Origin of the sequence: Occallatibacter gabretensis (genome assembly GCF_001449115.1) — a bacterium.
Taxonomy (GTDB): Bacteria; Acidobacteriota; Terriglobia; order Terriglobales; family Acidobacteriaceae; genus Telmatobacter; species Telmatobacter gabretensis.
In genome coordinates this window covers 1,186,644-1,211,531 of record NZ_LAIJ01000009.1, presented here as the reverse complement: position 1 = coordinate 1,211,531, position 24,888 = coordinate 1,186,644, and the positions used below count along the sequence as shown (strand labels likewise).

The window sequence follows — 24,888 nt, the reverse complement described above, 5'->3', positions numbered from 1 at the left end:
GGACTCACGCGATTCCCAACGCTTTATAAACTTCATGCGCGGAGTTGGCCAGCGCGTAGCGGCGCTGATAGCACTCTATGCCCCGCGTCTGCATCTCCCCGCGTTCTTCGGCAGACATGGCCTTGAACCGCTCAATCAGTCGAATGGTTCCTTCCAGCGTGTCCGGCTCCATCAGGCACGCATTGTCTGAAGCAATATCCGGCGCAATATTAATCTTGTCAGAGATCAGGGGAATCAGTCCCACCGCCAGCGCATCCGCCACGGCAATCCCAAAGTTCTCCTGGTGTGAAGGCAGAATGAAAGCCTCTGCGCCATACAGCGCGCCCCACTTAACGTTGCCGCGAATCGAGCCTGTCCAGTGAATACGCTCCAGCACCCCAAGCCGCGCAGCAAGCGCATCCAGTTCAGGCCGCCAATTCGTCTCATCATGACCAGCCATCATAAGGTGCATCTCCGGCGGAGCCGTGCGCGCAAAAGCCTCAAAGAGCAGATCACAGCCCTTCTTGGGATGAATGCGGCTCAGATAAACCAGGTACGGATGCCCCTGCACAGCGGGAAACGCGGCCAGAAACTCCCGCTTCATCTGCTGCGGATCGCCCTCCGGCGGCCCCATCGTCCCATATGGAATCACTATGCGCCGAAAGTTGCGAAACAGAAATCCTTCCGCCGCCACTCGCTTCTCTTCTTCGCTCGTAAACAGCACAGCATTGGCAAGGTTGAGATTCTTCGCCTCTCGCAGCAACCAGTAGGCAAGCTTCTTCATGTGCTTCAGCGGATAGCGCGTGCGGAAATAGGGGTCCAACATTCCATGCGAGAACACCACATACGGCCGGCGGCCATAAACAGCCTTCCGCGCAGCCACGGTGTGATACTGCCAGATACCGTTCACAATCACGCCGTCAAAGCGGTCAATATTTGCGCGAATCCACGGCTCAAGCTGTGGAGTGTAGTGGTAGTTCGGCTTGGTCGGTCCAAAGGCATGAACCTCGACGCCGGGGATACGGCTGAAATCCGCCGCCGGATCGTCCGTCGTCGCCACCTCTACCTCGTTCCCGGCCCGAATATGCGCAGCGCAGAACATCCGCACGGAATCCGGCGGCCCGCCAAAAACAGGATTCAGAGTACGGGTAACGTGCAGGATGCGCTTCAAGGACGAACTCCATGCGTTGCCGCCACACCAGCGGATTCAGACTCGCTCGCCGGCACAGCCAGCCTGTGCGCCAGCCGCATTCCCATCGCCACTGCAAGCAGCGTGGAGTTGGCCTGCCCGGAAGTCGGAAAAACAGCGGAAGACGCAACGTAAAGATTTGCAAGATCGTGCGTGCGCAGGTCGCGGTCCACAACGCTCGCACCCGGATCCTCGCCCATACGGATCGAGCCCACCTGGTGGAAGCCATCTGCTGCCTGCTCCCACACCTTGCTGCGTGTCTTCTCCGGCGAATACCACGGCTCGAGCCTGCCAATCCCGTTCGCGCGCAGCGACTGGTCCAGAAGCTCATGCGACCGGATTACGGAATCTACATCCTGCTCGGCAAAACGCAAATCGATCGCGGCGCGCTTCAGGCCAAACTGATCTGTCTCTCCGGTCAGGCGGATACGGCTCTCAGCCTGCGGAATCTGCTCCGCATGATAATGCAGCGCATAACGGCCACCGGGGTTGGATACAAGAAATCCCGGCTTCTTTGGCTTGCGCAGAAAGCGGTCGCGAAGAATCCGATACATATCCGCGGCGCCGCGCGGCGCTCCCAGAATCGCATTGCGCAAATGCGCCCCCAGTGGATAGGGCCTTGGTCCTGTATGCGCCAGCCGAATCGCTTCCGAAAGAAGCCTGCGTCCAGTCGGCGGAAAGGCCAGCGCAAGAAAGACCGATGAGAGCACGCCACTCCTATGAGCAGGGTCGTAAAAAGGCGGATTATCCGGCCAGAAGGCCGTGTTCAACACCTGATGTTCAATTTGCGCGGCCTCGGTGAGCATAAAGCGCCGCCGGAACCAGCTTTGGTTCGTGTCCAGCTTGTAGTCCAGATCGGCGAAGGCCGCAGGCGTATCGAAAACGATACTCGTGATTTTTCCCGAGATGTGGCCCATGTAGTAGCGGCCAAGCGGGCCATCGATCCCGCCAAAGAGATTTGGATAACGTTCCTGCACATTGAGCAGTACACGTGTGGTCTCCACGCCGCCCAGCGCCAGAACAATCTGCCGCGCACGAACAAGACGCGGACCCGAAGGCGTAGCCACCTCAAGCGCTTCTGCGACATTTCCATTCTTGTCTAAGCGAATCCCTGTGACCGTGCTGTTCAGGCTCAGATGAATCCGAGGCGAATCCAACAAACGCTGACGGTGGCGCAAAATCAGCTTGGATTCGGTCGCCCAACGCTCTACAAAATCCAGCGCCAGACCGCCGCTCAGCTTGCGCTCATAAGGAATTGTGAAGCGGTCGCCGCCGCACAAGGTGTATTCCGTGGCCTGCCGGTACCAGGGCCTAATCTCCTCATGCGTAATCGGCCAGCTCGACTCCGGCACAAAAGGCCGCTCGGCCAGATCCACGTCGTCATATGGAACACTGCGCCCGCCCCACGTCCAGGAGGTGCCTCCAAGTACTCGGCAGACAGCCAGTTCCATTCCGGCATGACGGCGTTCATCGGCAATTTCGGCACGGGCGGCTGAAGTCAGGGCGGGATCGATTTCCAACCCGCCCGATTCAAGCACGAGCACATCACGTCCCAGGCGGTCGAACTCCATCGCCATGGCCATACCAACAGGACCTGTGCCCACGATACAGATGTCCCACATGCTTTCCGCAGCGGGAAACGAATCCAGTCTCATATGCGAATGCTTTACGGCTACGATGCCTTGCGGCGCTGATGGCCGGAGGGTGTGTACGGCTTGATCTAGGTTGAAAGAACTACTACGGCTTTCCTATTCGATTATACCCGAGGGCATTTTCTATTCCTGCGGCGCGGGCTGCGGATACTGCTGAGCGGGCTGTTGTTGAGCCGGCTGCTGTTGCTGTTGTCCCGTCTGCTGTTGTTGCTGCGGGAAGCCTTCCGGCGGCGCGATCGGCTTCTTCGGCGGCGTCAGCACAAAGCCTGTCCGAACCAGCGCAAAACCCTCTTCCGGCAGCTCCGCCTGCAGAAGCTCATTCTTCGGCCCGGCGAAGAGCTCCGTCCTCTCACCCGACACCGTCGCCGTCAGATGCTGCACCTGGATCGGCTTGCCGTCCAGCGTTCCCTGCTCCGGCGCATAGGTCGCCACTTCCACGGGAGCCGCCGAGCCCGCCTTCTTGGGAATCACCGCCCACAGTCCGCGGCCCTGCTGGGTCACGTTGAGCGCCAGCAACGTCTGCAGCGCTCCAGGGTCGAAATCTGCCAGGAAAACCGATGCGGGATGGGCATCCAGCCGTGTCGTCGAAGCTCTTCCATTCGCCGAAATATTCAGCAGCAACTGCGTCGCGTCCGGTTTGGCGACGATGTTCACCGCCGTGCCATTTACCGTGCCGCTAACCAGTACATGCGTCAGCCGGTTCGCCTTATCAAGTTGTTCGGTTTTGGAAAGCGAGTAATCCAGCCCCTGCATCGAAATCCGTACCAGCGACTCGGAGTTATAGCCGGCGGGCGTACTGGTGAATGCATAGCTGGCCGTCCCCACGGACTTGCCATTCTGACTCACCGAAAAGCTGGCACTCTGGGCCAAAGCCGCAATCGAACCGACAAGAACCAGCCCCGCATAGATCAATGTGACGCGCAAAAGCTTCATCGTATGTATAGACCCGGAATCCGCAACATGGTTGCGGACACGAAGGACGGACGAGGGACTAAGTGCGAAGAACGAAGGACGAAAATGCGGTTACCTTTTAACAAAGCAGTTTTCGTCCCTCGTCATTCGTCCTTAATTCTTACTTCTTCGCTTTAGCGAAGCGGTTATTCACTTCCGACCAGTTCACAACGCTCCACCACGCGGCCAGGTAATCAGGACGGCGGTTCTGGTACTTCAAGTAGTAGGCGTGCTCCCACACATCGTTGCCCAGGATCGGGTAAAACCCCTGCGAAAGCGGCGAATCCTGGTTCGGCGTCGTCACAATCGTCAGCTTGCCGTCCTTGAACACCAGCCAGCCCCAGCCGGAGCCGAACTGATTGGCCGTCGTCTCATTGAAGGTCTTTTTGAAGGCCTCGAAGCTGCCGAAGTCCTTTGTGATCTGCTCGCCAATCGCGCCAGTCGGCTCGCCGCCAACACCGTCGCCGGCCGCAGCCATCAGTGTCCAGAACATCGTGTGATTCGAGTGGCCGCCGCCATTATTGCGTACCACCCCGCGAATATCTTCCGGAATCGCGTTCAAGTCTGCCAGCAGTTCGTCCACTTTCTTCGAGCCCAGTTCAGGATGCTTCTCAATCGCGCCATTCAGCTTGGTGATATAGGTCTGGTGGTGCTTGTCGTGATGAAGCTTCATCGTTTCGGCATCAATGTGGGGCTCCAGAGCCGCATAGTCATAAGGGAGCGGGGGCAATTCGTAAGCCATCGTTTAATTCTCCTCAGTTGAAGATTGTAGTGGGCCGGTTTCGGCGGAAAGCCGACCAGGAACCATTGGAAACGTTAAATTCGCTTCAATACCTCACGGCCACTTGGATGCGAATCAACAGCGGAAGGGTGCGGCGGATTATGAAATCTAATGCTGAGACGTTGCGCGAGCCGGCCCTTCATTTGCCTTGCGCGTCTTTGCCGCCGTCTCGGCCCACATCTTCGCCTTATCAATATCATCCTGGCGCGCAGCCGGGTCGGCAAAGTCCAGGTCGGCCTTCCGCCGGTACGTCAGATTTAGATACACCATCGCATCGGCGTAGTCAGGCTGGTTCTCGATTGCCGTCTGGAGATACTTCAACGCCTCCTCCACCAACGCGGCATTTTTCTCGCGAATGGCTGCGAGCACATCGTGGGAGGCTTTTGTGTTGCCTTGCCCATCGTCGGTCAGGCCGCTCTCGCGCAGCATGTCCTTGACGTTATGGTAGGCCACCGTCCAGTCGATGACCCCAATCGTATAAGCAGCAGCAGGATCGCCCGGGTTCTCCCCCAGCACCTTCTGCTGCCACTGGCGGGCATTGTCCCACTGCTGAAGGGCGAAATCAATCGCCGCAATCTGCTTCATACTGTTCACGTCGTGCGGATCACCATCCAACACCTGTTCGAATAATCCCACGGCCTCCTGAGCCGTTTTCAGATTCTCCTGCGTCTGCACTCCAGGAACGACCTGCTGCGCCAGCGTAGTGGCAAGATAACTCTTTGCCACCGGTAGTTTCGGGTCTAGTTCCACGGGCCGCCGGAAGTGCGCCACAGCCTCACCGTATTGAGCGGCCTTGAAAGCCTCCACACCCGCATTCAGCTCGTTATGAGCCGGATCGTGCGAATCCGAATCCCAGGGATTCGCCCCCTGCGAGACAGCCGAAGAACAGGCAAGCCCTACAGCCAGCGACAGTAGCGCAAAACGAAGAACGCGGGATCGGCGCATGAGAAACCTCAGGATGGTCGGGACAGTTATGAGGTCCATAATAGTCCCGGTCGGCATCACGTGGGATAAAACGGGAACTATCTTCCGCAGTTATGGAACTTTAACGGACATAAAACCATCAATGAAGATACGATAGAATTCGTTTTCGGATTCAGCTTTCTCTTTTCTCATGAGTGATCAGCCCCTTTATCGATGGCTTCCACAGCAGGGCGAGGCCTTTGGCACGCCAGGCCTGCCTCCGCGCTGGACCTCCAGCGTCAAGGATGCCGTAGGCACTGCCTACTCCGCCTCCAGCCGCATGTGGTTCACCTGTTCCCACGGCGTCGTGAATGAGATCTACCACCCCACCATCGACAAGCCGCAGATCCGCGACTTCGAATTCATGGTCACTGACGGCGAATCCTTCGCTCACGAAGAAAAACGCGATCTGATCTCGACCTTCGAGTACATCAACCCGGAAGCGCTCGGCGTGCGTTATATCAACAACGATCCCGACGGCCGCTATACGCTCACCAAGGAAATCATCTGCGACCCGCACCACTCCGTCCTGCTGGTCAACGTGAAACTCTCCGGCCATCATGATCTCGTCAGCCGGCTCAAGGTATACGCCCTGCTCGCTCCGCATCTAGACGGCGGTGGCGCGCACAACTACGGCCGCGCCGTGGATGTAGCAGGCTACAAAATGCTGCTCGCATGGCGCAATGGCTGGTCGCTCGCCATGGGCGCCACCTGCGGTTTTTCGCGCGTAAGCTGCGGCTTCGTCGGCACCAGTGACGGCTGGCGCGACCTCAAAGACAACTACCAGATGGACTGGGAGTTCGGCTCGGCCTCAAACGGCAATATCGCGCTCTTTGGCGAGCTCGATATGTCGAACGCCGGCCAGGACGGCACCCGCGGATTTACGCTCGCCATCGGCGTCGGCAACACCATTCACACCTCGCTGCAAAAGACCTTGAACTCGCTGGTCATGCCCTATGAGCAGAACCAGAAGCGATTCATAGAGCAATGGAAGCGCGTGGCCAACCCCGAGTGGCTTGGCGAAAAAGCCCAGGACGGCGGACGCCTCATGCGCGCCAGCCATAACGTTCTGCTCGCGCATGAGGACAAGACCTACTCCGGCGCATTTGTTGCGTCCGCATCCATTCCGTGGGGCCAGGCCAAAGGCGACGACGATCTCGGCGGCTATCACCTGGTCTGGACCCGCGACATGGTGCAGACAGCCACAGCCATGATCGCCTGTGGCCGCGCTGAAACCGCGCGCCGCGCCCTCGTCTATCTCGCCTGCACACAGGAGCCGGACGGCGGCTTTGCACAAAACTTCTGGGTCGATGGCCGGCCTTACTGGTACGGCATGCAGCTTGACGAAGTCGCCTTCCCTGTCATTCTTTCCTGGCGGCTCTGGAAGGCCAATGGCCTGGGTGAGCTCAACGTCGTTCCCTTTGTCGAGCGCGCCGCAGGCTTCCTCATTCGCCATGCGCCCGTCACCCACCAGGAGCGCTGGGAAGAAAACTCCGGTTACTCGCCATCTACGCTCGCCGCCGTCATCTCCGGACTCATCTGCGCCAGCGAAATTCTGCGCGCGCATGATTCTAACGAGCTCGCCGCCTTCGTCGAAGAGTACGCCGACTGGATTGAGGGGCATCTTGAAGACTGGACCGTCACGAATGACGGTGTCATCCACCCCCAGGTCAAACGACATTACATGCGCATCCGCCCGACGGAAACCGGTCCCGCATACGACAGAGAGAGCGCGGGAATCGAACGCATCCACATCAATAACCGCCCTCCCGGCACGCCGGACGACTTTGCAGCGCGCGAAATCGTCGACGGCGGCTTCCTTGAGCTAGTCCGGTACGGCGTCCGCCGAGCCGACGATCCACTGATCGTCGACAGCGTGAAGGTTGTGGACATCGCGCTCAAGCGCGATCTTCCGCAGGGCCCCGGCTGGCTGCGCTACAACTGGGACGGCTATGGCAACGGCGATCATGGCGCGCCTTTCACCGGCTACGGTCAGGGCCGTGTCTGGCCGCTGCTCACCGGCGAGCGGGCGCACTACGAGCTGGCCCTGGGCAACGACATCACCGACCTCATCCGGACTTATGAAAAGTTCGCCACGCCCGGCCAGATGATGCCGGAGCAGGTCTGGGACGAAGCCGACATTCCCGGTCGCGGCCTGCGTCTCGGCGGTCCAGCAGGCGCAGCCACGCCGCTCGTCTGGGCGCACGCCGAGTACCTCAAGCTGCTTCGCTCTGCCCGCGACGGACAGGTCTTTGACCTCGTGGACCCGGTATACGAGCGCTACTGCACGGAAAAAGGCCTCCGTCCGCGCCGTAATCTTGAGATTTTTACCTTCCAACGGCCCATCCAGCGCATCCGATCAACAGACACGCTACGGATCATCGACGCAACCCGCTTTGAGATCAGGTGGTCCATCGACGATTGGAAGACGGTACAGATCGCAAACAGCCCCAGCGCATGCAGCGCTGGCTTCTGGTTCGACATTCCCGCCCCGGCTCCGTATCAGGACGGCGCATCCCGCAAGATCTCGTGGACCCTGCACTGGACGGACTCTGGCAAGTGGCTTGGATACAATGTGGATGTACAGATTGACTCTACGAACCCACCCGATTGAGCCGTTGAAAGCGCATAAAACCTGCGGACGCGGCGGATTCCCAGACGAAAGGATTTAGAAACAGATGACACCCCCTGCTTCACTCTCTCCCGCCCAGCTCGATCAGCTTTCGATCAACACACTCCGGCTTCTCGCCGTCGATGCCGTGCAAAAGGCCAACAGCGGCCACCCCGGCGCGCCCCTCGGCTGCGCCCCGATCGCCTACCTGCTCTTCCATAAGCTGATGAAGCACAACCCGGCCAATGCCAAGTGGGCTGACCGCGACCGCTTTGTACTTTCGAATGGCCACGCCTCGGCGCTGCTCTATTCCGTGCTGCACCTCACCGGATACAAGCTCACGCTGGACGATCTGAAGTCCTTCCGCCAGTGGCACTCCATCACTCCCGGCCACCCCGAGTCCACGGACACTGAAGGCGTCGAAGTCACCACCGGCCCACTCGGCCAGGGCATCGCCATGTCCGTCGGCCTCGCCGTGGCGGAAAAGCACCTCGCCGCTGTCTACAACAAGCCCGGCCACGAAATCGTCGATCACTACACCTATTCGCTCTGCGGCGATGGCGACCTGATGGAAGGCATCTCGCATGAAGCCGCCTCACTCGCCGGAACCCTCGGTCTCGGCAAGCTCACCTGGCTCTACGACGACAACCTCATCTCGCTCGACGGCCCCACCGAGCTCAGCTTCACCGAAGACGTCCTCAAGCGCTTCGAGGCTTATCACTGGCATGTGCAGATCGTCGAGGACGGCAACGATCTGGCCGCTATTGAAGCAGCTATCGAAGCAGCCAAAGCCGAAACCACCAGGCCCTCTTTCATCGCCGTCCGCACCGTCATCGGCTACGGCAGCCCCAAGGCCGGCACCAATGCCGTCCACGGCGAGGCTCTCGGGCCGGACAACGTCAAGGCCACCAAGAAGTTCTTCGGATTCCCTGAGGACCAGAGCTTCTACGTGCCGGAAGAAGCCGCTGCCAACTGGGCACAGGCCGGCGTCAAGGGCGCAGCTGAAGAGGCTGACTGGAACAAGCTCTTTGAAGCCTACGCAAAGGAGTTCCCCGAACTCGCCGCGCAGTTTAAGCGCACCTTCGCGGGCGAGCTCAAGGCCGGTTTTGAGAAGGCCATTCCCACCTTCCCCATCGAGAAGAAAGTCGCCACGCGCAACGCCGGCCAGGTTGTCATGAACGCCGTCGCCAACGATGTGCCGGAGCTCTTTGGCGGCGCAGCCGATCTCACCGCCTCCACCAAGACCATCTTCAAACCCGGCGCAAATTTCCACATTGATCCCGCTGGCCGCAACGTCTTCTTCGGCGTCCGCGAGTTCGCCATGTGCGCCGCGGTCAATGGCATGGCTAAGCACGGCGGTCTCATTCCCTTCGGTTCCACCTTCTTCACCTTCTCCGATTACGCTAAGTCCGCCATTCGTATGGCTGCGCTGATGAAGTCGCACTCGCTCTTCATCTTCACGCACGACTCCATCGGCCTCGGCGAAGACGGCCCCACGCACCAGCCCATCGAGCAGCTCACCATGCTGCGCGCTATCCCGCACCTCACCGACTACCGCCCTGCCGACGCAAATGAGACCGCTGCCGCATGGCGTCTAGCGCTCGAGCGCAATGAGCCTGCTTTCATGGCCCTCAGCCGCCAGGATCTACCCATCATCGATACCGCCAAAATCGACGTCTACGGCGGCGTCAGCAAGGGCGCATACATTCTGGAAGACGCGGCTAGCCCCAAGGTCATCCTCATCGGCACCGGCTCCGAGGTCTGGTTCTGCGTCGATGCTAAGAAGCTGCTCGAAGCCGAAGGCATCGCCGCCCGCGTCGTCAGCTTCCCTTCATGGGAGCTCTTTGAAAAGCAGTCCGACGAATACAAGTCCTCCGTCCTGCCCGCAGACGTTCCCAAGTTCGCAGTCGAAGCTGGCTCGCCCATCGCCTGGGGGAAATGGGTAGGCTCAACCGGCGACGTCCTCGGCATCGATCACTTTGGCGCTTCCGCACCCGGCCCCATCGTCTATGAAAAACTCGGCTTCACCGGCGCCAACATCGCAGCTCGCGCAAAGAAGCTGATCAAGTAGCAGAAACAGGGACTAAGGGACTGAGGGACTACACAAAAGCAAGCGGTTTTTCAGTCCCATAGTCCCTTGAGTCCCCTTAGTCCCTCACTCCAAAGGAGTGCTCTATGAAGCTCGTCATCGCCGCCGACCACGCCGGCTTCCCTCTCAAAGAGGACGTGCGCGCCTATCTCGAAACGAAAGGCCATGAAGTCGTCGATCTCGGCGCATATACCGGCGATCAGCCCGACGATTATCCCGACTTCGCCGAAAAGCTAGGCGAAGCCATCCTCGCCGGCGTGGCCAAAAAGGGTGTTCTCATCTGCGGCTCCGGCGTAGGCGTCTGCGTCGCCGCCAACAAGATTCCCGGCATCCGCGCCGGCATGTGCCACGACACTTACTCTGCGCATCAGGGCGTGGAGCACGACGACATGAACGTCATCGTCCTCGGCGCACGCATCGTCGGCACGGCTCTAGCCAACGAACTCGTCGACAGCTTCCTCGCCGCCAAGTTCATCTCCAACGAAGAGCGCTTCACTCGACGCTACAACAAGGTTCTGGCCATTGAGGCCAGGTATCAATGCGGAGACGGTTCCAACAGTAAGGCATAATGTCGCGCCGGGGCTCTAAGCCCGGCATTACAACCACGGCTTCCCCGCCAGCGCAACGAGAGGTTCCATTGCCCCCTTTCGACGTCATACTCTTCGATGTTGGCGGAGTCCTGCTCACCAATGGCTGGGACCACAAGGAACGCGCCACTGTGATCCAGAGCTTCCAGCTCGATCTCTCCGAGTTCGAAGCGCGCCATCCAGATGCAAACGAGCGCTGGGAAAAAGACGAGATCAACGCGCAGCAGTACCTCGACGAAACCGTCTTCTACGAGCCGCGCAGCTTCACGCACAAAGAATTCCTCGATGCCATCTTCGCGCAGTCGGTCCCTCTCGAAGACTCCGCCATTCCCGTTCTTCAGGATCTCTCCGCCTCGCAGAATTACCTCGTCGGCTCGCTTAACAACGAAGCCCGTGAGCCTAACGACTACCGCTTCGCACGTTACGGCCTCCGAAAGCATTTTGAAATCGCCTTCAGCTCCTGCTACGTTGGTCTGCGCAAGCCACATCTGGAAATTTACGAGCGCGCCATTGATATTCTCGGCCGGCCCGCCGAGCGGATACTCTTTATTGACGACCGGCAGAGTAACGTAGACGCTGCCGCCAGCACCGGCCTCAAGGCCATTCGCTTCATCGGCGAGCAGGATCTTCGCCGCCAGCTCAACGAACTCACCGTTTTCTGACACACACGTAAAAGGGAGAAGACTATGCAACTCGGTTTGATCGGTCTCGGAAAGATGGGCGGCAACATGGCGGAGCGCCTCCGCCTCGGCGGCCACCAGGTCATCGGCTTCGACTTCAACAAGGAAGCCGTCGATAAGCTCACCGCAGCAGGCAACGTCGGCGTGACCTCGCTCGAAGAGCTCACCCAGAAGTTCACCGGCCGCAAGGCCATCTGGATCATGGTTCCCTCCGGCAAACCGGTCGATGACACCATCGCCCAGCTCGAGCAGCACCTCGCGCCCGGCGACATCCTCATCGACGGCGGCAACTCCAACTACAAGGACTCGCAACGCCGTCACAAGGAAGTCACCGCCAAGGGCTTCCAGTTCATCGACGTAGGCACCTCCGGCGGCGTCTGGGGCCTCAAGGAGGGTTACTCCCTCATGTTCGGCGGCGACAAAGAGCCGGTCGAGTACCTCACGCCCATCTTTGAAACGCTCGCCCCTTCGAAGGACACGGGCTGGGGACACATGGGTCCTGCCGGCTCAGGCCACTTCGTCAAGATGGTCCACAACGGCATCGAGTACGGCATGATGCAGTCCTTCGCCGAAGGCTTCTCCATCTTCCAGGCCAAGGAAGAGTTCCACCTTGACCTCGCGCAGATCGCCGAAGTCTGGCGTTACGGCTCCGTCGTCCGTTCCTGGCTCCTCGACCTCACCGCCGACGCGCTCAAGAAGAACCCCACGCTCGACGGTCTGGAAGCCTACGTCGCCGACTCCGGCGAGGGCCGCTGGACGGTCTTTGAGGCCATCGACCTCAACGTCTCCGCGCCCATCATCACCGAATCGCTCATCCGCCGCATCCGCTCGCGCGAGGAAAACAACTTCACCGACCGTATGCTCTCCATTATGCGTAACGCCTTCGGCGGCCACGCAGTGAAGAAAGACTAATTCGAAGGACAAAGGACTAGGGACAAAGGACGAGTTGGGTATCCCACTCTAGCGGTACGGTTGTTTTTGCCGCTAGGGTGGGATCGAATCACTCAGGCAAATCATCCAAACTGTGTCGGTAAATTTTCGCCCTTCGTCATTCGTCCTTAAATCGATCGGAGATCGAGAAATGGCTACCACTGTACAAATGAGCGTGAACCCTTCAGACCTGCCCCAGGGGCACGATGCTGCGGAAAAGATTCCCGGCCCCGGCATCATGGTCATCTTTGGCGCCTCCGGTGACCTCACCAAGCGCAAGCTGCTCCCGGCCCTTTTTCATCTGGAGCAATCTAACCTCCTGCCGAAAGACTTCGCCATCGTGGGCGTTGCCCGCCGGCCCCTCGGCAACGAGTTTGCCGAAGACATGAAGGATGGCATCCTCAAATTCGGTTCGGTCGACGCCACTGACCCCAAGCTCGAAGAGTTCGTCGCCAAAATCAGCTACCACGCGCTGCAGTTTGACGACGCCTCCGGCTATCCCGGCCTCAAGGACGCCCTCGACAAGCTCGCCGCCGAAAAGAAGATCGGCCCTGACCGGCTCTTCTATCTCGCCACCGCGCCCGAGTACTTCGCGCCCATCATTGAAAACCTCGGTGCAAGCGGCATGGCGCATCCCGAGCAGGGCAAAATCGGCGTCGTCATTGAAAAGCCCTTCGGCCACGACCTCGACTCCGCCCGCGAGCTCAATCGCCAGGTCAACGCAGTCTTCCCTGAAAGCCAGGTCTTCCGCATCGACCACTACCTGGGCAAAGAAACGGTCCAGAACGTACTGGCCTTCCGCTTCGCCAACGGCATCTTTGAGCCGGTCTGGAACCGCAACTTCATCGACAACATCCAGATCACCGCCGCCGAGGATATCGGCATTGAAGGCCGCGGCCCCTTCTATGAAAAAGCCGGAGCCCTCCGCGACATCATCCAAAATCACATGATGGAAGTGCTCGGCTTCGTTACCATGGAGCCGCCTTCGAGCTTTGAAGCAGAAGCCGTCCGCCGCGAAAAAGTCAAGGTCTGGCAGGCCATCCCCTCCATTCCCATCACGAATGCCGTCCGCGGCCAGTACGGCCCCGGCATCGTCGGCGGCCAGAAGGTCATCGGCTACCGCGAAGAAGAGCGCGTCAACCCCGAGTCCGGCACGGAGACCTACGCCGCCGTGAAACTCGAAATCGAAAACTGGCGCTGGGCAGGCGTTCCGTTCTACCTCCGCGCTGGCAAGCGTCTCAAAAAGCGCGCCACCGAGATCACCATCCAGTTCAAGCAGCCCCCGCTGCTCATCTTCAATCGGATGCAGTCCTCAAGCGCCCCCTGCCCGGAGATTCAGCCCAACATTATCTCCATCCGCATTCAGCCCGATGACGGCATCGCCCTGCGCTTCGGAACGAAGGTTCCCAACACGCCCGGCATGACCGTCTGCCCCGTCAACATGGACTTCAGCTACGCCCAGGCCTTCGGCCAGCAGCGCGCCAACGGCTACGAGCGCCTGCTGCTGGACGCCATGCTCGGTGACCAGACCCTCTTCTCGCACCGCGATGGCGTCGAGATCAACTGGGCGCACTACACCCCCATCCTGCAGGCATGGGCAGCAAAGAAGCCCGAAGTCTTCCCCAACTACTTCGCCGGCAGCTGGGGCCCCGACTGCAGCGACCGCCTGCTCGAAAAAGACGGCCGCAAATGGAAAAACTCCCTCGGCAAACCCGAGTAACTCTACCCCTCACCATCGGCACCTAAACCACGGGCCGCATCGTTGTCGATGCGGCCCGTGTGTTTCGTGCGACATGAATCCCTGCCGCCCTCAGAAGGCTTCAGGACAACGACGCATCTTCGCTAAAAACAGCCGGATCACTCGTACTCGGCCGCCCTGTCTCCACATGCCCGGCAAACCGCCGCAGAAACGTCGGAGATTCCGCAGTCGTGACGGAGATATCAAACCAGCTGTTACTGGCAGCCAGGGACCAGTGATCTTCAGCAAAGCCGCCGGGTTTCAGAGGATAACTGTGTGGAGCCTCGGACTTCGCATAAGCGTTGGTCACGATTAGCGTGCAGGGAGCTGCGCCCCGGTTGGCTACGGTCAGGTGCACGTCGCCGTTCTGGTGATCGTAGCGGAGGATCAGTTCGGGATTGGGCTGAGCTTTGACGCCGGTATTGTCCTCGGGATCCGGAGAGGCTGGCGCGACAACCACTCCCCGGAAGTGGCTGAAGTGGCCATTCGGGCCGTGGAATGAGATATCGTAATCCGGCTCCGTCCTTGGCTGTTTGGGATGCATGTCGGAACCAATATCCGAGAGCAGCCAGTAGTCCGAGAGAGATTGCTCAGCCGAGATGGAGTATCGGCGCGGAGCCTCAAGAGGGATTCGGTTGTTGCGCGCGTAAACGGCCACTCCCGCTTTGCCTTCGTTGCGAAATTCGATCCATACTTTACCCGCAGCTGCGTCAATACGGCTGCGTGCTGTCAGCGAGTAAGGCAGTGCGCGCGCGGGTCGGGTGCCCGGCTCTTGTTTCGGCATGGACTGCACTTCGGGTACGCTGTAGGGCTGCTTTGCAGAGGCCAGAACTGCGGGGACCGGAATCGGCGCAAAGGCCGCCTTGGCCGTGCCGGCGAAGTCGAAGGCAGAAGTGAGATCTCCGCAGATCGCGCGGCGCCATGGGTTGATGTTCGGCTCGGGAATGTCAAAGCGGGCTTCCAGAAATTGCAGCACCGAAGTATGGTCGAAGACCTGCGAGCAGACATAGCCGCCCGTCGACCACGGAGAAACAACGAGCATAGGCACGCGAGGGCCGAGGCCGATCGGTTGCAGGCCCCCGGGATCGGTGCCCGGTACTAAAGGACGGCGGTCATGGGGAAAATTGTCCATGTTGAGGAACTCGTCTTCCATGGCTTCCAGCAGATCGTCGGAGACCAGTCCCTGCGCATTCTGCCGCTGAACTTGTCCCATCACGGCAGGCGGCATCGGCGGAACGATATGGTCAAAGAGGCCATCATTTTCGTCGTAGTTGATCAGGAAGACGGTCTTGCTCCAGACCTCCGGGTTGGCGGTCAGCGCTTCCAGGATAGTGTTCACATAGAATGCCCCGTCACGCGGCGAAGCTTCAGGATGTTCGGAATACTTGTAAGGAGCTACGACCCAGCTCACCTGGGCGAGTTTGCCGCTGAGACAGTCTTCGCGAAATCCGATGAGAGAGCGGTCGGTGACGCCTTTTTGCACGAGCGGTCCATGAGGGTCCGCACCCTCATCCACCTGGTATTGCGCAAAGAACTCGAGCGAGTTGTCAGTGTAGTTGTCGGTCGGGTCTCCAGGAATGCCGGTGCCGCCTTGATAGAGCTTCCAGCTGATGCCGGCCTTTTCCAGGCGCTCGGGATACGTAGTCCAGGTAAAGCCATTGACGATGTGCCGTTCGCCGAAGCCGGGGCCGTTGGGCTTTTTGCTGAGCTTGCCGGCAGCATCCATCGTGCCTGACCAGAGGTAGATGCGGTTGGGCGCGGTATTGGCATGCACGGAGCAGTGATAGGCATCGCAGAGGGTGAAGGCGTCAGCCAGCGCGTAGTGAAAAGCAACGTCCTCGCGTTGAAGATAGCCCATCGTCAGCACGTCCTGCTTCTGGGTAACCCACTGGTTATGGTGGCCGTGATTCCAGGCCTGGTGACCGCTGCTCCAGCCGTGGTCCGTGCCGGCCTGAAATTCGGTGGTGAGCTTCGGATTGAGGTAGAAGGGCAGAACGTGTTCGGCGCTCGGGTGCAGGCCGCGGTCCTTGTAGTGGTGGGTCTTGACAGCGGCAGTCGGCTGATACCAGACGGGCTTGCCGCTGGGCAAAAGCGCGGGACGAGGATCGCTGAAGCCACGGACGCCGCGAAGCGTCCCAAAGTAGTGGTCGAAGGAGCGGTTTTCCTGCATGAGGATGACCACGTGCCCCACATCTTTGATGGTCCCGGTGGCGCGATTAGCTGGGATGGCGAGAGCTTTGCGAATGCTGGCAGGAATCATTGCTGCGCCGGCAGCGGTGGCGGTAAGGCGCAGGAAATCGCGGCGAGTGGCCATGAGTAGATGAGCTCCTTGGGATACCGTGGGCTTGAGATAACGCGGCGGCGTTCATATCAATTTGCGCTGAGTATACCGAGGGATTGTTGCAGGAAAGTTGAATAATCTAGGACATTTCCATTTCTATAATTTCGCTTGAACTCACAGCTTTCGCAATGGCTTCATTTAGAGCATCGTAAAGCTGAGTAGAAACGCGTTCATATTCCACTTCCAAACCTTTCGGGAATCCGCCATCGTTCCACGATCCCATCCCTCCAAAAACCCATGCATATTGCGCGGCTTTCAAGAGCGCTTCGGCTTCTGATGGAAGAACGCCCGGTGGAAACAGATTACCTCGGGGTGCATCGGCTGATGGATTATCAAGCGCATTGAGTCCTCGATCAAATAGCTCGACAAAAGCTCCATTCGCGTACAAAGCAGAAGCATCTTTAATCTCTTTCAGCGCCTTGCGCAAATTCTGTATCACAGCATCCAGCGATACATCTTGCACTGCTTGTGTCTTTGCTACTTCGCGCAGTCCATACGTCACGCGCCAGATACGACGATCTGCATCTTCACGATTTCCAATGACCCATTTTTCAAGCCAGAACTCACTGCTCCCGTCTTTGCGGACCGCTTCAATCTTCCAGACTCTTCCACCACCTACAAATCCTGCTGAAATGTGGTCGGGAAGTGGCGGATTCTCCCTCGGTTGCCAGTGCAATCGCAACGTGCGAATTTTTCGCTTTATCAAGTTTTCAAACCATTGATCAGGCGAATCGGCAAAATTGAATGATTCAATAGAGCCATTTCGCTTTTTTCTACCAGCCGTGAAAGTAACCGACTCACAAAATTTGCAGCTGGAGTGATTGGGAAAGAACTTGCCGATGGGAATTCCGCGCAATGCAGCGTTGCCAAAACAAGTTAACGAAATCATTTGTTCAATTGATCCCTGCAATGGTTGTCCGCCTTAATCTTTCATCACTTTCACAAACACCCCATCCGGCAGCTCGCCACCGAGCAAATGCACCACGCCATCCTTCACATACCCTTCCAGCACCACCCGCTCCGGCTTCGTCGGCATCGGAGCGCTCGCCGGAATCGCCTTCGGCATCTTCCCCATGCCCTTGTCCATTGCCTCATTTGCCAGCTTGTCGGCCTCTTTATTTCCGCCGCGCAGCGTATGACCAATCTCAAATTTCTCCAGTTTCCGCGTCAGCCCGCGAGCCTCCTCCCAAAGCGGCCTCAGCACCGGGCTACCCACCTTGTACTTGCCTTGCATCTGTTTCACCATCAGCTCGGAGTCTGAAACCACCTTCAGCCGCGAGTGCCCATGTTCCAGCGCCCACTTAAGCACCCCCAGCAGGCCTGAATACTCGGCATAATTGTTCGTCTGCATGCCTAGAAACTCGCTCAGCCGAGCAATCACCTGCCCGTTCGCGTCCTCAATCACCGCGCCATACCCCGCTGGCCCGGGATTCCCGCGCGCGCCGCCATCGCAATGCGCCGTAATCAACCCACCAGTCTGTGCCGCCCCACCGTCAAAAAGATTTCCGCTAGTCATCCATCCCAGTGTAGCTGCGTAACCAGTCGTTGTTCCCTTGTCCCTGAGAGCGATGTTTCGCATCGCTCGCTCACTAACTCACGAACTACACGTCCATCTAATCGCAGCGGTTTACCCGGTTTCACCCTCCCCTCACCATTTCAGGAGAGATTTTCGAGGCAAATCATGGCTACGGAAGCGCTTCCATACCCCGATTCACCGGCAAACCAAACCGCGTCCTTGGCCTGGCCTACCGCTTTGGGCGTACAATCCCCTACAAGCATGACTGCGACCCGCGCCATCGGCGGACCCAAAAGCGCAACTGAGCGCCTCGCCTCCCGCGCGCCTGAAATCGAGCTGATCCGCGCCGCGCAGTCCGGCTCCCGCACTGCATTTGACGCGCTCGTCCGTCAGTACGAAAATCAGGTCCTGCGCCTCGCCCTCCATCTCACCGGCAGCGAGCATGACGCCGAAGACATCTATCAGGAAGCATTCCTCAAGGCCTACCGTTACATCGGCAACTTCCGCTTTGAGTGTTCTTTCTACACCTGGATCTACCGCATCGTCACCAATCTCTGCCTCGATCAGCTCCGCCGCCGCAAGACCCGCCGCGAAGATCAGGCCGTCATCCTCGACCACTCCGGCGACGAGATCGACATCCTCGCCTCCGTCTCCGACGACCGCGCATTTTCAAACCCCGCGCGCGAGCTCGACCGCAAGCTTCTCGGCATCCGCATTCAGGACGCACTCTCTAAGCTCACTCCCCGCGAGCGCATGGTTTTTGAATTGAAGCACTACCAGGGTCTCCGCCTGCGCACCATCGGAGAAATGCTTTCTACCACCGAAGAAACCGCTAAAAACACATTATTCCGTGCGACAAAGAAACTCCGATCGCAACTGGCGGGCCTCCGGTAGCACTACTAGTTTCAGATCTGCATTGTTTTCAGGTGAGGCAAAAGGACGTACCCATGAATTGCGAATTGGCGCACGAGCAAATCGTGATGGCCGAATACGGTGAGCTGTCTGACGACGCAGCCCACGAGCTCTCCCGGCATCTGGCCATCTGCCCCGAATGCGGCCACGAGCGCGAAACTCTACGCGCCATCAAGCTGCTGGCAGACTCGCACCCCATCTCCGAACCCGAAGCCAATCTCATGGCCCGCTCTCGTCTGCGCCTCGAAGAAGCGCTCGACACCCTGCCGCCGCGCCGCTGGTATGAGCGTGTCGCCCGCTACATGGGCAACAGTTTCGCGCGCCTGCAATCCGCCCCTGTCGCCGCCGCTCTCATGCTCGTCATCGGCGGAGCAGCTGGCTCGCTCGGCGGCTATTACGTCTCGCAGAGCCACGTCGCCAAAGCCGGTGAAGCCGCCCAGAACCAGGCCGGTGCTCAGGCCGTCGTAGAAGCTGCCGCGCCCTCCGTCGCCGGAGAAATCGCCAGCATCTCCCGCATTGAGCGCCAACCCAACTCCGAACAGGTCGAGGTCAGCTACAAGCAGATCGTTCCGCGCCAGTTTTCCGGCTCGCTCGACGACGCCAAGATTCGCCACTTTCTCACCCTCGCCGCCGTCCGCGCTGCCGCCTCCGGTGAAGACGATAGCTCTGTTGACCTCGTGGTTGACGAGTGCCAAAAGGGCCACAGCTGCCGTGCCTCCGGCCTCAGCGATGCTCTGGTCATGGTCCTCCGCTACGGCCGCAGCCCGCAGATGCGCCGCAAAGCCCTCGCCGGCCTTGCGCCCTACGTTGCAGAGGATCTCGGAATTCGCAACGGCATCCTGGAAGCGGTTCTCTATGACTCCGACGCAGAGGTCCGCACCGACGCCATCCACGCGCTCACTCCCGTCGAAGCCGATACCAGCGTGCGCCAGGTGCTTCACAACGTCGCCAGTTCCGACCCTAACCCGCAGATTCGTATGGTCTCTCGCCAGGCATTAAGCCAGGCTCCGGAGATCCAGTAACGTCGTCCAGTAAGCAAGAGCGGATTCACCCAACTGCAACACCCCGTAAGCCGCGCCAGAACGTCTAAAGAGAGCGCACCGGGGAACACTCGGGGGATTTAATCATGCAGTACTTTTCGAGGCCCTGTCATCTCGGCAATCCGTTCTCTGGCTCGCGCTCATTAGCCGCAGTCGCACTCATTGCGGCAGCCGTGGCCCTCGCACCTTCGCGCGCATCGGCACAGGATCAGACCCTCCACGAGCTCCTCGACCGCCTACACATGACTTCACATGCAGCCACGCCCGGCTACCTCGGCGTCCTCGTCACAGATGTCGATAATGAGTCCTTTAGCCGCCTTCGCCTCACCGAAAAGCGTGGCGCCGTCATTACGAATATCGATCACGACGCTCCCGCCGGCGGCCAGAAAGGCCTCCGCATCAATGACGTCGTGCTCTCCATCAACGGCCAGAACATTGAAAGCGCCACTCAGTTCAACGCCACCCTCCACGAGGTACCCTCCGGCCGCTGGGTCAGTCTGGTCATCATGCGTGAAGGCAATCAGGAAACCCTCTCCGTTCTGCTCGTAGATCGCCGCTCCATGGAGCGCGACGTCTGGAACAAACTCAACGCCCGCCAGGACTCTGGCGGCGGCAGCAGCTCGGCTTCCAGCCTCAACATTCTCTCCGGCGCCAGCGGCGGCGACGTACCCTCCACCGGCGGATTCCATGTGCCCTTCTTCGGCAGCGAGCTTAAAGTCGGCGCAGTCGTCGAGCCGCTCTCCCAGCAGATGTCCGATTACCTCGGCATCCCCTCCGGCCTGCTCGTCAAGCAGGTAGCCCGCCACACCGAAGCCGAGTCCGCCGGCCTGCACGAATACGACATCATCCTCCGCGTCGGCCCGGAAGCCATCAAAACCACCGCCGACTGGGACCGCACCCTCAAAGCCAACCAGGGCAAGCAGGTGCAGCTAGCCATCCTACGCGACAGCCGCCAGCAGACCCTAACCCTCCAGGTCGACAACAAACGCCATAAGTAACCGTTGCGCGGCTCTGGAAGGTTGAATTTGCGCGAGTATCGGCGCAAAATACCCTTATGGCAACTACTGCTACAGAAGTCCAAAGCCTAATCATCCCTTCCGCCCTCATGGCCGAGGTGAAGAATCTTGCGCGCGCGCAGGAGCGATCTGTAGATGAAGTTCTGCTTTCCGCCGTAAAGAACTACGTCGGGAGCACACAGCGCTGGGAACGCCTTAAGGCCTATGGTCGCGGCCAGGCCCAAAAACTCGGTTATACCGAAGACGACGTCGAGCGTTTGATTGCAGAATCACGCCAGGAACTTGGTCCGATTGAGTTCCGCTCTCCTCAGCCGTGATTCGGTTGACGGCGGATACCAATGTCTATATCTCGGCTCTCAACTATCATGGACTTCCGGAAAAGGTACTCGACCTGGCGCACACCGACGACATTCGTCTCGCCATTTCCCACGCCATCTTGCAAGAGCTATCCCGAATCCTTCGCGGTAAATTTTCATGGTCGGAATTCGAAATTAGCGAAACAGAAGCCGACATTTTGAGCTATGCCGAACTCGTCACGCCCACCGTCCACATTGACGCCGTGAAAGACGATCCTACCGATAATCGCATCCTCGAATGCGCCCTCGCAGGCCGCTCAGACTATATTGTTACCGGCGACAGACACCTGCTGCGCATCGGCCAATTCGACGAAATCCGAATTGTGACTCCAGCCGAATTTCTCGCAATCTCGACACAAGCCACATAACCCACCCCAAGACACTTCTACTTGCACCCAATTCCACCCCAAAATCCTCTAAAATAGAAAAGATGCCCAAATTCCGCCGAGATACGGTCCGTGGTCGCGCCATCCGCGCCTCTCGCAAAGCCCGCGAGTATGCCATGGTCGCGCGCGCCCTCGCCTCGACCTCGCACCCCGTCCTCGTCCAGATCGTCCCCGCGCGCTTCTGCAATCTCTCCTGCACCTACTGCAACGAGTTCGACAAGGTCTCCCCGCCCGTCGACACCGCAGAGATGCTCCGCCGCATCGACCACCTCGGCCGCCTCGGCACCGCCATGGTCGGAATCTCCGGCGGCGAGCCGCTCACGCACCCCGATCTCGACCTCATCATCGCGCGTATCCGCAAAACCGGCGCCATCGCCGGCATGATCACCAACGGCTATCTGCTCAACGCCGAGCGCATAGAGCGCCTCAACCGCGCCGGCCTCGACCACATGCAGATCTCCATCGACAACATCAACCCTGACGATGTCTCAAAAAAGTCCCTCAAGGTCCTCGACAAAAAGCTCCAGATGCTCGCCGAGCACTCCGAGTTCCACGTCAACATCAACTCCGTCGTCGGCGGCGGTTTCAAGGACCCCAATGACGCCCTCGTCATCGGCAAGCGCGCCCTCGAGCTTGGCTTCGAATCCACCATCGGCATCATCCACGACGGCGATGGCCAGCTCAAGCCCCTCGGCGACGCCGAAGCGCAGGTCTACTTTGCCATGCAGAACCGCAAAAAGACCAACTACGCGCAGTTCGACAAGTTCCAGGAATCCATCGTCAAAGGCATGCCCAATGACTGGCGCTGCCGCGCCGGCTCGCGCTATCTCTACATCTGCGAGGACGGCCTGGTGCACTACTGCTCGCAGCAGCGCGGCTACCCCGGCGTGTCCCTGGCCAACTACACCACCGACGATGTCAAGCGCGAATTCCTCACCGCCAAGAGCTGCTCGCCCAACTGCACCATCGGCTGTGTGCACCGCATCAGCCACATCGACCACTGGCGCGCCCCGCAGACCAGCGAAATCTCACCCGGTCACGGCGGACTCATCCAGATCAGCCACTAAATACAAAAGGCGCATCCATCGGATGCGCCTTTTCATCTTTTTGCTGACTCGCTGACTTGATGCCTTATTTCACACCCTTCGTATCTTCCAGCGCCTGGTCAATCAGCTGATACAGCTTCGAGCGGTCCACCACCTCGACAAACGGCGCGCCCTTCGAGTGCGAAGTCACCACCCAGATCGTCGGCGTATGCTCAATCCCGATCCGCTGCCCCAGCGCATAATCTTCCTTCACCGCTGCAGCCAGCTTGCCCATCGGGTCCACCGCAAACGGATACGCCAGCCCATGATCCTTCGCAAACTGCTGCGTAAAAGCCGTCATCCGCGCCGGATCTTCGCCAAAGCTCGGCTGGTTCGCAAAGATCGCGTCGCGATACGCATCGCCCACCTTCTTGCCACCCTTGTCGTCAAACCACCGCGCATTCACCGCCGCCTGAAAACTCCACTGGTGCATGGGCAGCGGAAAATCATGCCGCACCCACGGAATCTTGTACTTATCCGCCGCGTCCTTCAGCACCGGGTTCGCGCGCGCGCAATCCGGGCACTGCATGTCTTCAAACTCGATAATCGCCACCCGCGCACCCGCCGGCGGCTTCAGCGCAGCAGGTTCGTGAACCTGCGTAGTAGGCGGCGGCGCAAACTGCGCACGCATGGTTACAGGCGCTATCAGCAGCGCTCCGGCAAAGGCAAAAGCGCCAGCGCGGCGCACAAAAAATCGTGAACTCGTCAAAGAAATCGGAAACATGAGTATTGGACGACTCCTGACCTTATTTTAGCGTCATGATTTTACTCAACACAGGCTAGCGGGGAGAGTTGCCATCCGCAGAGTCGCGCTCGCGCCGCCTGGCCTTCACCCATTGCCGCCACTTCCAGTCAGCAAAGATGCTCCCCGCAATCACCACAAACACGACAATGACTAGAATCACCTTCATAAAAACGAATGGACAAGAGATAGTGTAGGTCTTACTCACCATCTCCTGTCCATCTGGTTTTTGCGTGCCGCAGGCGCCGTTGCCTGAACGGCTAGTTCCCAATCACAATCACGCGGAAGCTATCCGGCAGCACCGGCGGCCTTGGCCGCGGATTCTGCGCCGTCGCAGCAGGAGCCGCGCCAAAGTCCGCCGTCACCGTGTAAATACGGTCCGCAACTGGATCGTATGCCATCGTTCGCGCGCGCTTCTCGGTCGTCACCGTCTGCACCGTCTTCAGGCTCACTCCATCCACCACGGAAACCACACCCTCGCCGCAGGAGGCAAACGCCAGCTTATGCTTCGCCGAGAACCCCGCCGCATCCGGCCCATCGCCAATTGCAGGGGTAGCCAACACCTTGCCGGTCTTCACATCAATCACGCTCATCGTCTTGTCGCACACGGCAAAAAGCTTCCCGCCCTCGCGATCGATCGCCAGCCCGCTCGGCCCTTCGCAGCCCGCAGGCCAGGTCGCGGTAATGGTCTTTGTCTTCGCATCAATCTTCACAATCTCGCTCTTGTCCTCAATGTTGTCGTAGACAGAGCCCTTGCCATCCGCTGCGGGAAACTCCGGCTTGCCGCCCAACACCATCGTCGCCACAACTTTCTGCGTCGCCGTATCAATCACCGTCGCATCCTTGCTCCGACCATTAAAGGCCCACACCGTCTTCGTCACCGGCTCAAAGAGAATTGCATCCGGCCCCGTGCCTGCGGGGATGGTGGCAATTGTGGCCAGAGTTCCGCGATCAAAGACCACCACCGCATTGCCGCCGCCATCGGAAATGTATCCGTATTTGCCTGCATCATCCAGCGCCACGCCGTGCACACCATGCAGGCCGCCAATCGTGCCCACAATCTTGCCGCTGCCTGTATCCACCACATCCACGCGCATGCCACGCGTAATGTACAGCCTGTGCGCCGCGCCATCCGCCGTCAGATAATCCCAGCCGCCCTCGCCGCCCAGCTTCCACTTGTCCACAACCTTGTATGGCCCCTGCGCAGCCACCAGCGCGGGTGCGGCAAGCACAGCAATCAAAGTAGCTCCGGCCAGCGCGCGCCGCAGCAGCACAGAAAAACAAAAACTCATTCGCATCGGGATCTCCTGAAATACGGACGCAGAATACCATCCGCAGTTAAAG

General features: G+C 59.3%; 23 protein-coding genes. 12 read left to right on the top strand and 11 right to left on the bottom strand.

The window, feature by feature from the left end:
- Positions 1 to 4: 4 nt before the first annotated feature.
- From VO84_RS11365 to VO84_RS11345, 5 genes are all read right to left on the bottom strand, one after another.
- Positions 5 to 1,150 (bottom strand): glycosyltransferase, encoded by a 1,146-nt coding sequence (locus VO84_RS11365; protein ID WP_058187723.1) that lies wholly within the window; start codon positions 1,148 to 1,150, stop codon positions 5 to 7.
- A complete protein-coding gene (locus VO84_RS11360; protein ID WP_082661903.1) occupies positions 1,147 to 2,823 on the bottom strand; it encodes a GMC oxidoreductase in 1,677 nt (558 codons plus the stop codon). Before VO84_RS11360 ends, VO84_RS11365 begins: the two co-directional genes overlap by 4 nt.
- 120 nt (positions 2,824 to 2,943) lie before the next feature.
- Positions 2,944 to 3,753, bottom strand: coding sequence for a hypothetical protein (locus VO84_RS22830; protein WP_058187721.1), 810 nt, complete (start codon positions 3,751 to 3,753; stop codon positions 2,944 to 2,946).
- 139 nt (positions 3,754 to 3,892) lie between these two features.
- The gene (locus VO84_RS11350) at positions 3,893 to 4,513 is read right to left on the bottom strand and encodes a superoxide dismutase (RefSeq protein ID WP_058187720.1); all 621 of its coding nucleotides are present in this window, start codon (positions 4,511 to 4,513) and stop codon (positions 3,893 to 3,895) included.
- Positions 4,514 to 4,660: 147 nt separating this feature from the next.
- Positions 4,661 to 5,497: a tetratricopeptide repeat protein gene (locus VO84_RS11345; protein WP_058187719.1), complete on the bottom strand. Its 837-nt coding sequence runs from the start codon at positions 5,495 to 5,497 to the stop codon at positions 4,661 to 4,663.
- A gap of 169 nt (positions 5,498 to 5,666) precedes the next feature.
- Between VO84_RS11345 and VO84_RS11340 the strand changes: the two genes are divergently transcribed.
- The 6 genes from VO84_RS11340 (at position 5,667) to zwf (ending at position 14,132) form a co-directional block, all read left to right on the top strand.
- Positions 5,667 to 8,129 (top strand): glycoside hydrolase family 15 protein, encoded by a 2,463-nt coding sequence (locus VO84_RS11340; protein ID WP_058187718.1) that lies wholly within the window; start codon positions 5,667 to 5,669, stop codon positions 8,127 to 8,129.
- A gap of 64 nt (positions 8,130 to 8,193) precedes the next feature.
- Positions 8,194 to 10,197, top strand: coding sequence for a transketolase (tkt, locus tag VO84_RS11335; protein ID WP_058187717.1), 2,004 nt, complete (start codon positions 8,194 to 8,196; stop codon positions 10,195 to 10,197).
- A 104-nt stretch (positions 10,198 to 10,301) separates the two neighbouring features.
- Positions 10,302 to 10,784: an RpiB/LacA/LacB family sugar-phosphate isomerase gene (locus tag VO84_RS11330; protein ID WP_058187716.1), complete on the top strand. Its 483-nt coding sequence runs from the start codon at positions 10,302 to 10,304 to the stop codon at positions 10,782 to 10,784.
- Positions 10,785 to 10,852: 68 nt separating this feature from the next.
- Positions 10,853 to 11,464, top strand: coding sequence for an HAD-IA family hydrolase (locus tag VO84_RS11325; RefSeq protein WP_197413993.1), 612 nt, complete (start codon positions 10,853 to 10,855; stop codon positions 11,462 to 11,464).
- A 24-nt stretch (positions 11,465 to 11,488) separates the two neighbouring features.
- On the top strand, positions 11,489 to 12,394 hold the full coding sequence (gene gnd, locus VO84_RS11320) for a phosphogluconate dehydrogenase (NAD(+)-dependent, decarboxylating) (protein ID WP_058187714.1): 906 nt from the start codon (positions 11,489 to 11,491) through the stop codon (positions 12,392 to 12,394).
- Positions 12,395 to 12,563: 169 nt separating this feature from the next.
- Positions 12,564 to 14,132, top strand: coding sequence for a glucose-6-phosphate dehydrogenase (gene zwf / locus VO84_RS11315; RefSeq protein ID WP_157439835.1), 1,569 nt, complete (start codon positions 12,564 to 12,566; stop codon positions 14,130 to 14,132).
- Between the two features lie 100 nt (positions 14,133 to 14,232).
- Here the strand turns inward: zwf and VO84_RS11310 are convergent, their stop codons facing one another.
- The 3 genes from VO84_RS11310 to VO84_RS11300 form a co-directional block, all read right to left on the bottom strand.
- The gene (locus tag VO84_RS11310) at positions 14,233 to 16,464 is read right to left on the bottom strand and encodes a phosphocholine-specific phospholipase C (RefSeq protein WP_058187713.1); all 2,232 of its coding nucleotides are present in this window, start codon (positions 16,462 to 16,464) and stop codon (positions 14,233 to 14,235) included.
- 106 nt (positions 16,465 to 16,570) lie between these two features.
- On the bottom strand, positions 16,571 to 17,380 hold the full coding sequence (locus VO84_RS22825; RefSeq protein WP_058187712.1) for a hypothetical protein: 810 nt from the start codon (positions 17,378 to 17,380) through the stop codon (positions 16,571 to 16,573).
- Between the two features lie 33 nt (positions 17,381 to 17,413).
- Complete coding sequence (locus tag VO84_RS11300) at positions 17,414 to 18,070, bottom strand: ribonuclease HI family protein (RefSeq protein WP_331458409.1); 657 nt, start codon at positions 18,068 to 18,070, stop codon at positions 17,414 to 17,416.
- Between the two features lie 198 nt (positions 18,071 to 18,268).
- Between VO84_RS11300 and VO84_RS11295 the strand changes: the two genes are divergently transcribed.
- The 6 genes from VO84_RS11295 to VO84_RS11270 all read left to right on the top strand — a co-directional run bounded on the left by VO84_RS11295 (position 18,269) and on the right by VO84_RS11270 (position 22,784).
- Entirely contained in the window at positions 18,269 to 18,901 is a 633-nt protein-coding gene (locus tag VO84_RS11295; protein WP_157439940.1) for an RNA polymerase sigma factor, read from the top strand.
- Positions 18,902 to 18,954: 53 nt separating this feature from the next.
- Positions 18,955 to 19,941 (top strand): anti-sigma factor family protein, encoded by a 987-nt coding sequence (locus tag VO84_RS11290; protein WP_058187710.1) that lies wholly within the window; start codon positions 18,955 to 18,957, stop codon positions 19,939 to 19,941.
- Between the two features lie 104 nt (positions 19,942 to 20,045).
- Positions 20,046 to 20,957 carry a PDZ domain-containing protein gene (locus VO84_RS11285; RefSeq protein ID WP_058187709.1) on the top strand — a complete coding sequence of 304 codons (912 nt, stop codon included), beginning with the start codon at positions 20,046 to 20,048 and terminating at the stop codon, positions 20,955 to 20,957.
- A 56-nt stretch (positions 20,958 to 21,013) separates the two neighbouring features.
- Complete coding sequence (locus VO84_RS11280; protein WP_058187708.1) at positions 21,014 to 21,292, top strand: hypothetical protein; 279 nt, start codon at positions 21,014 to 21,016, stop codon at positions 21,290 to 21,292.
- Positions 21,289 to 21,699 (top strand): putative toxin-antitoxin system toxin component, PIN family, encoded by a 411-nt coding sequence (locus tag VO84_RS11275; protein WP_058187707.1) that lies wholly within the window; start codon positions 21,289 to 21,291, stop codon positions 21,697 to 21,699. Before VO84_RS11280 ends, VO84_RS11275 begins: the two co-directional genes overlap by 4 nt.
- A 62-nt stretch (positions 21,700 to 21,761) precedes the next feature.
- Positions 21,762 to 22,784, top strand: a complete 1,023-nt coding sequence (locus tag VO84_RS11270; protein ID WP_058187706.1) for a radical SAM protein — start codon at positions 21,762 to 21,764, stop codon at positions 22,782 to 22,784.
- 64 nt (positions 22,785 to 22,848) lie between these two features.
- On the opposite strand, the gene VO84_RS11265 is transcribed toward VO84_RS11270, so the two are convergent.
- From VO84_RS11265 to VO84_RS11260, 3 genes are all read right to left on the bottom strand, one after another.
- On the bottom strand, positions 22,849 to 23,526 hold the full coding sequence (locus VO84_RS11265; RefSeq protein WP_058187705.1) for a DsbA family protein: 678 nt from the start codon (positions 23,524 to 23,526) through the stop codon (positions 22,849 to 22,851).
- A 55-nt stretch (positions 23,527 to 23,581) separates the two neighbouring features.
- A complete protein-coding gene (locus VO84_RS23155; RefSeq protein WP_269431410.1) occupies positions 23,582 to 23,713 on the bottom strand; it encodes a hypothetical protein in 132 nt (43 codons plus the stop codon).
- Positions 23,714 to 23,804: 91 nt separating this feature from the next.
- A complete protein-coding gene (locus tag VO84_RS11260) occupies positions 23,805 to 24,836 on the bottom strand; it encodes a YncE family protein (RefSeq protein ID WP_157439833.1) in 1,032 nt (343 codons plus the stop codon).
- Between the last annotated feature and the right edge of the window lie 52 nt (positions 24,837 to 24,888).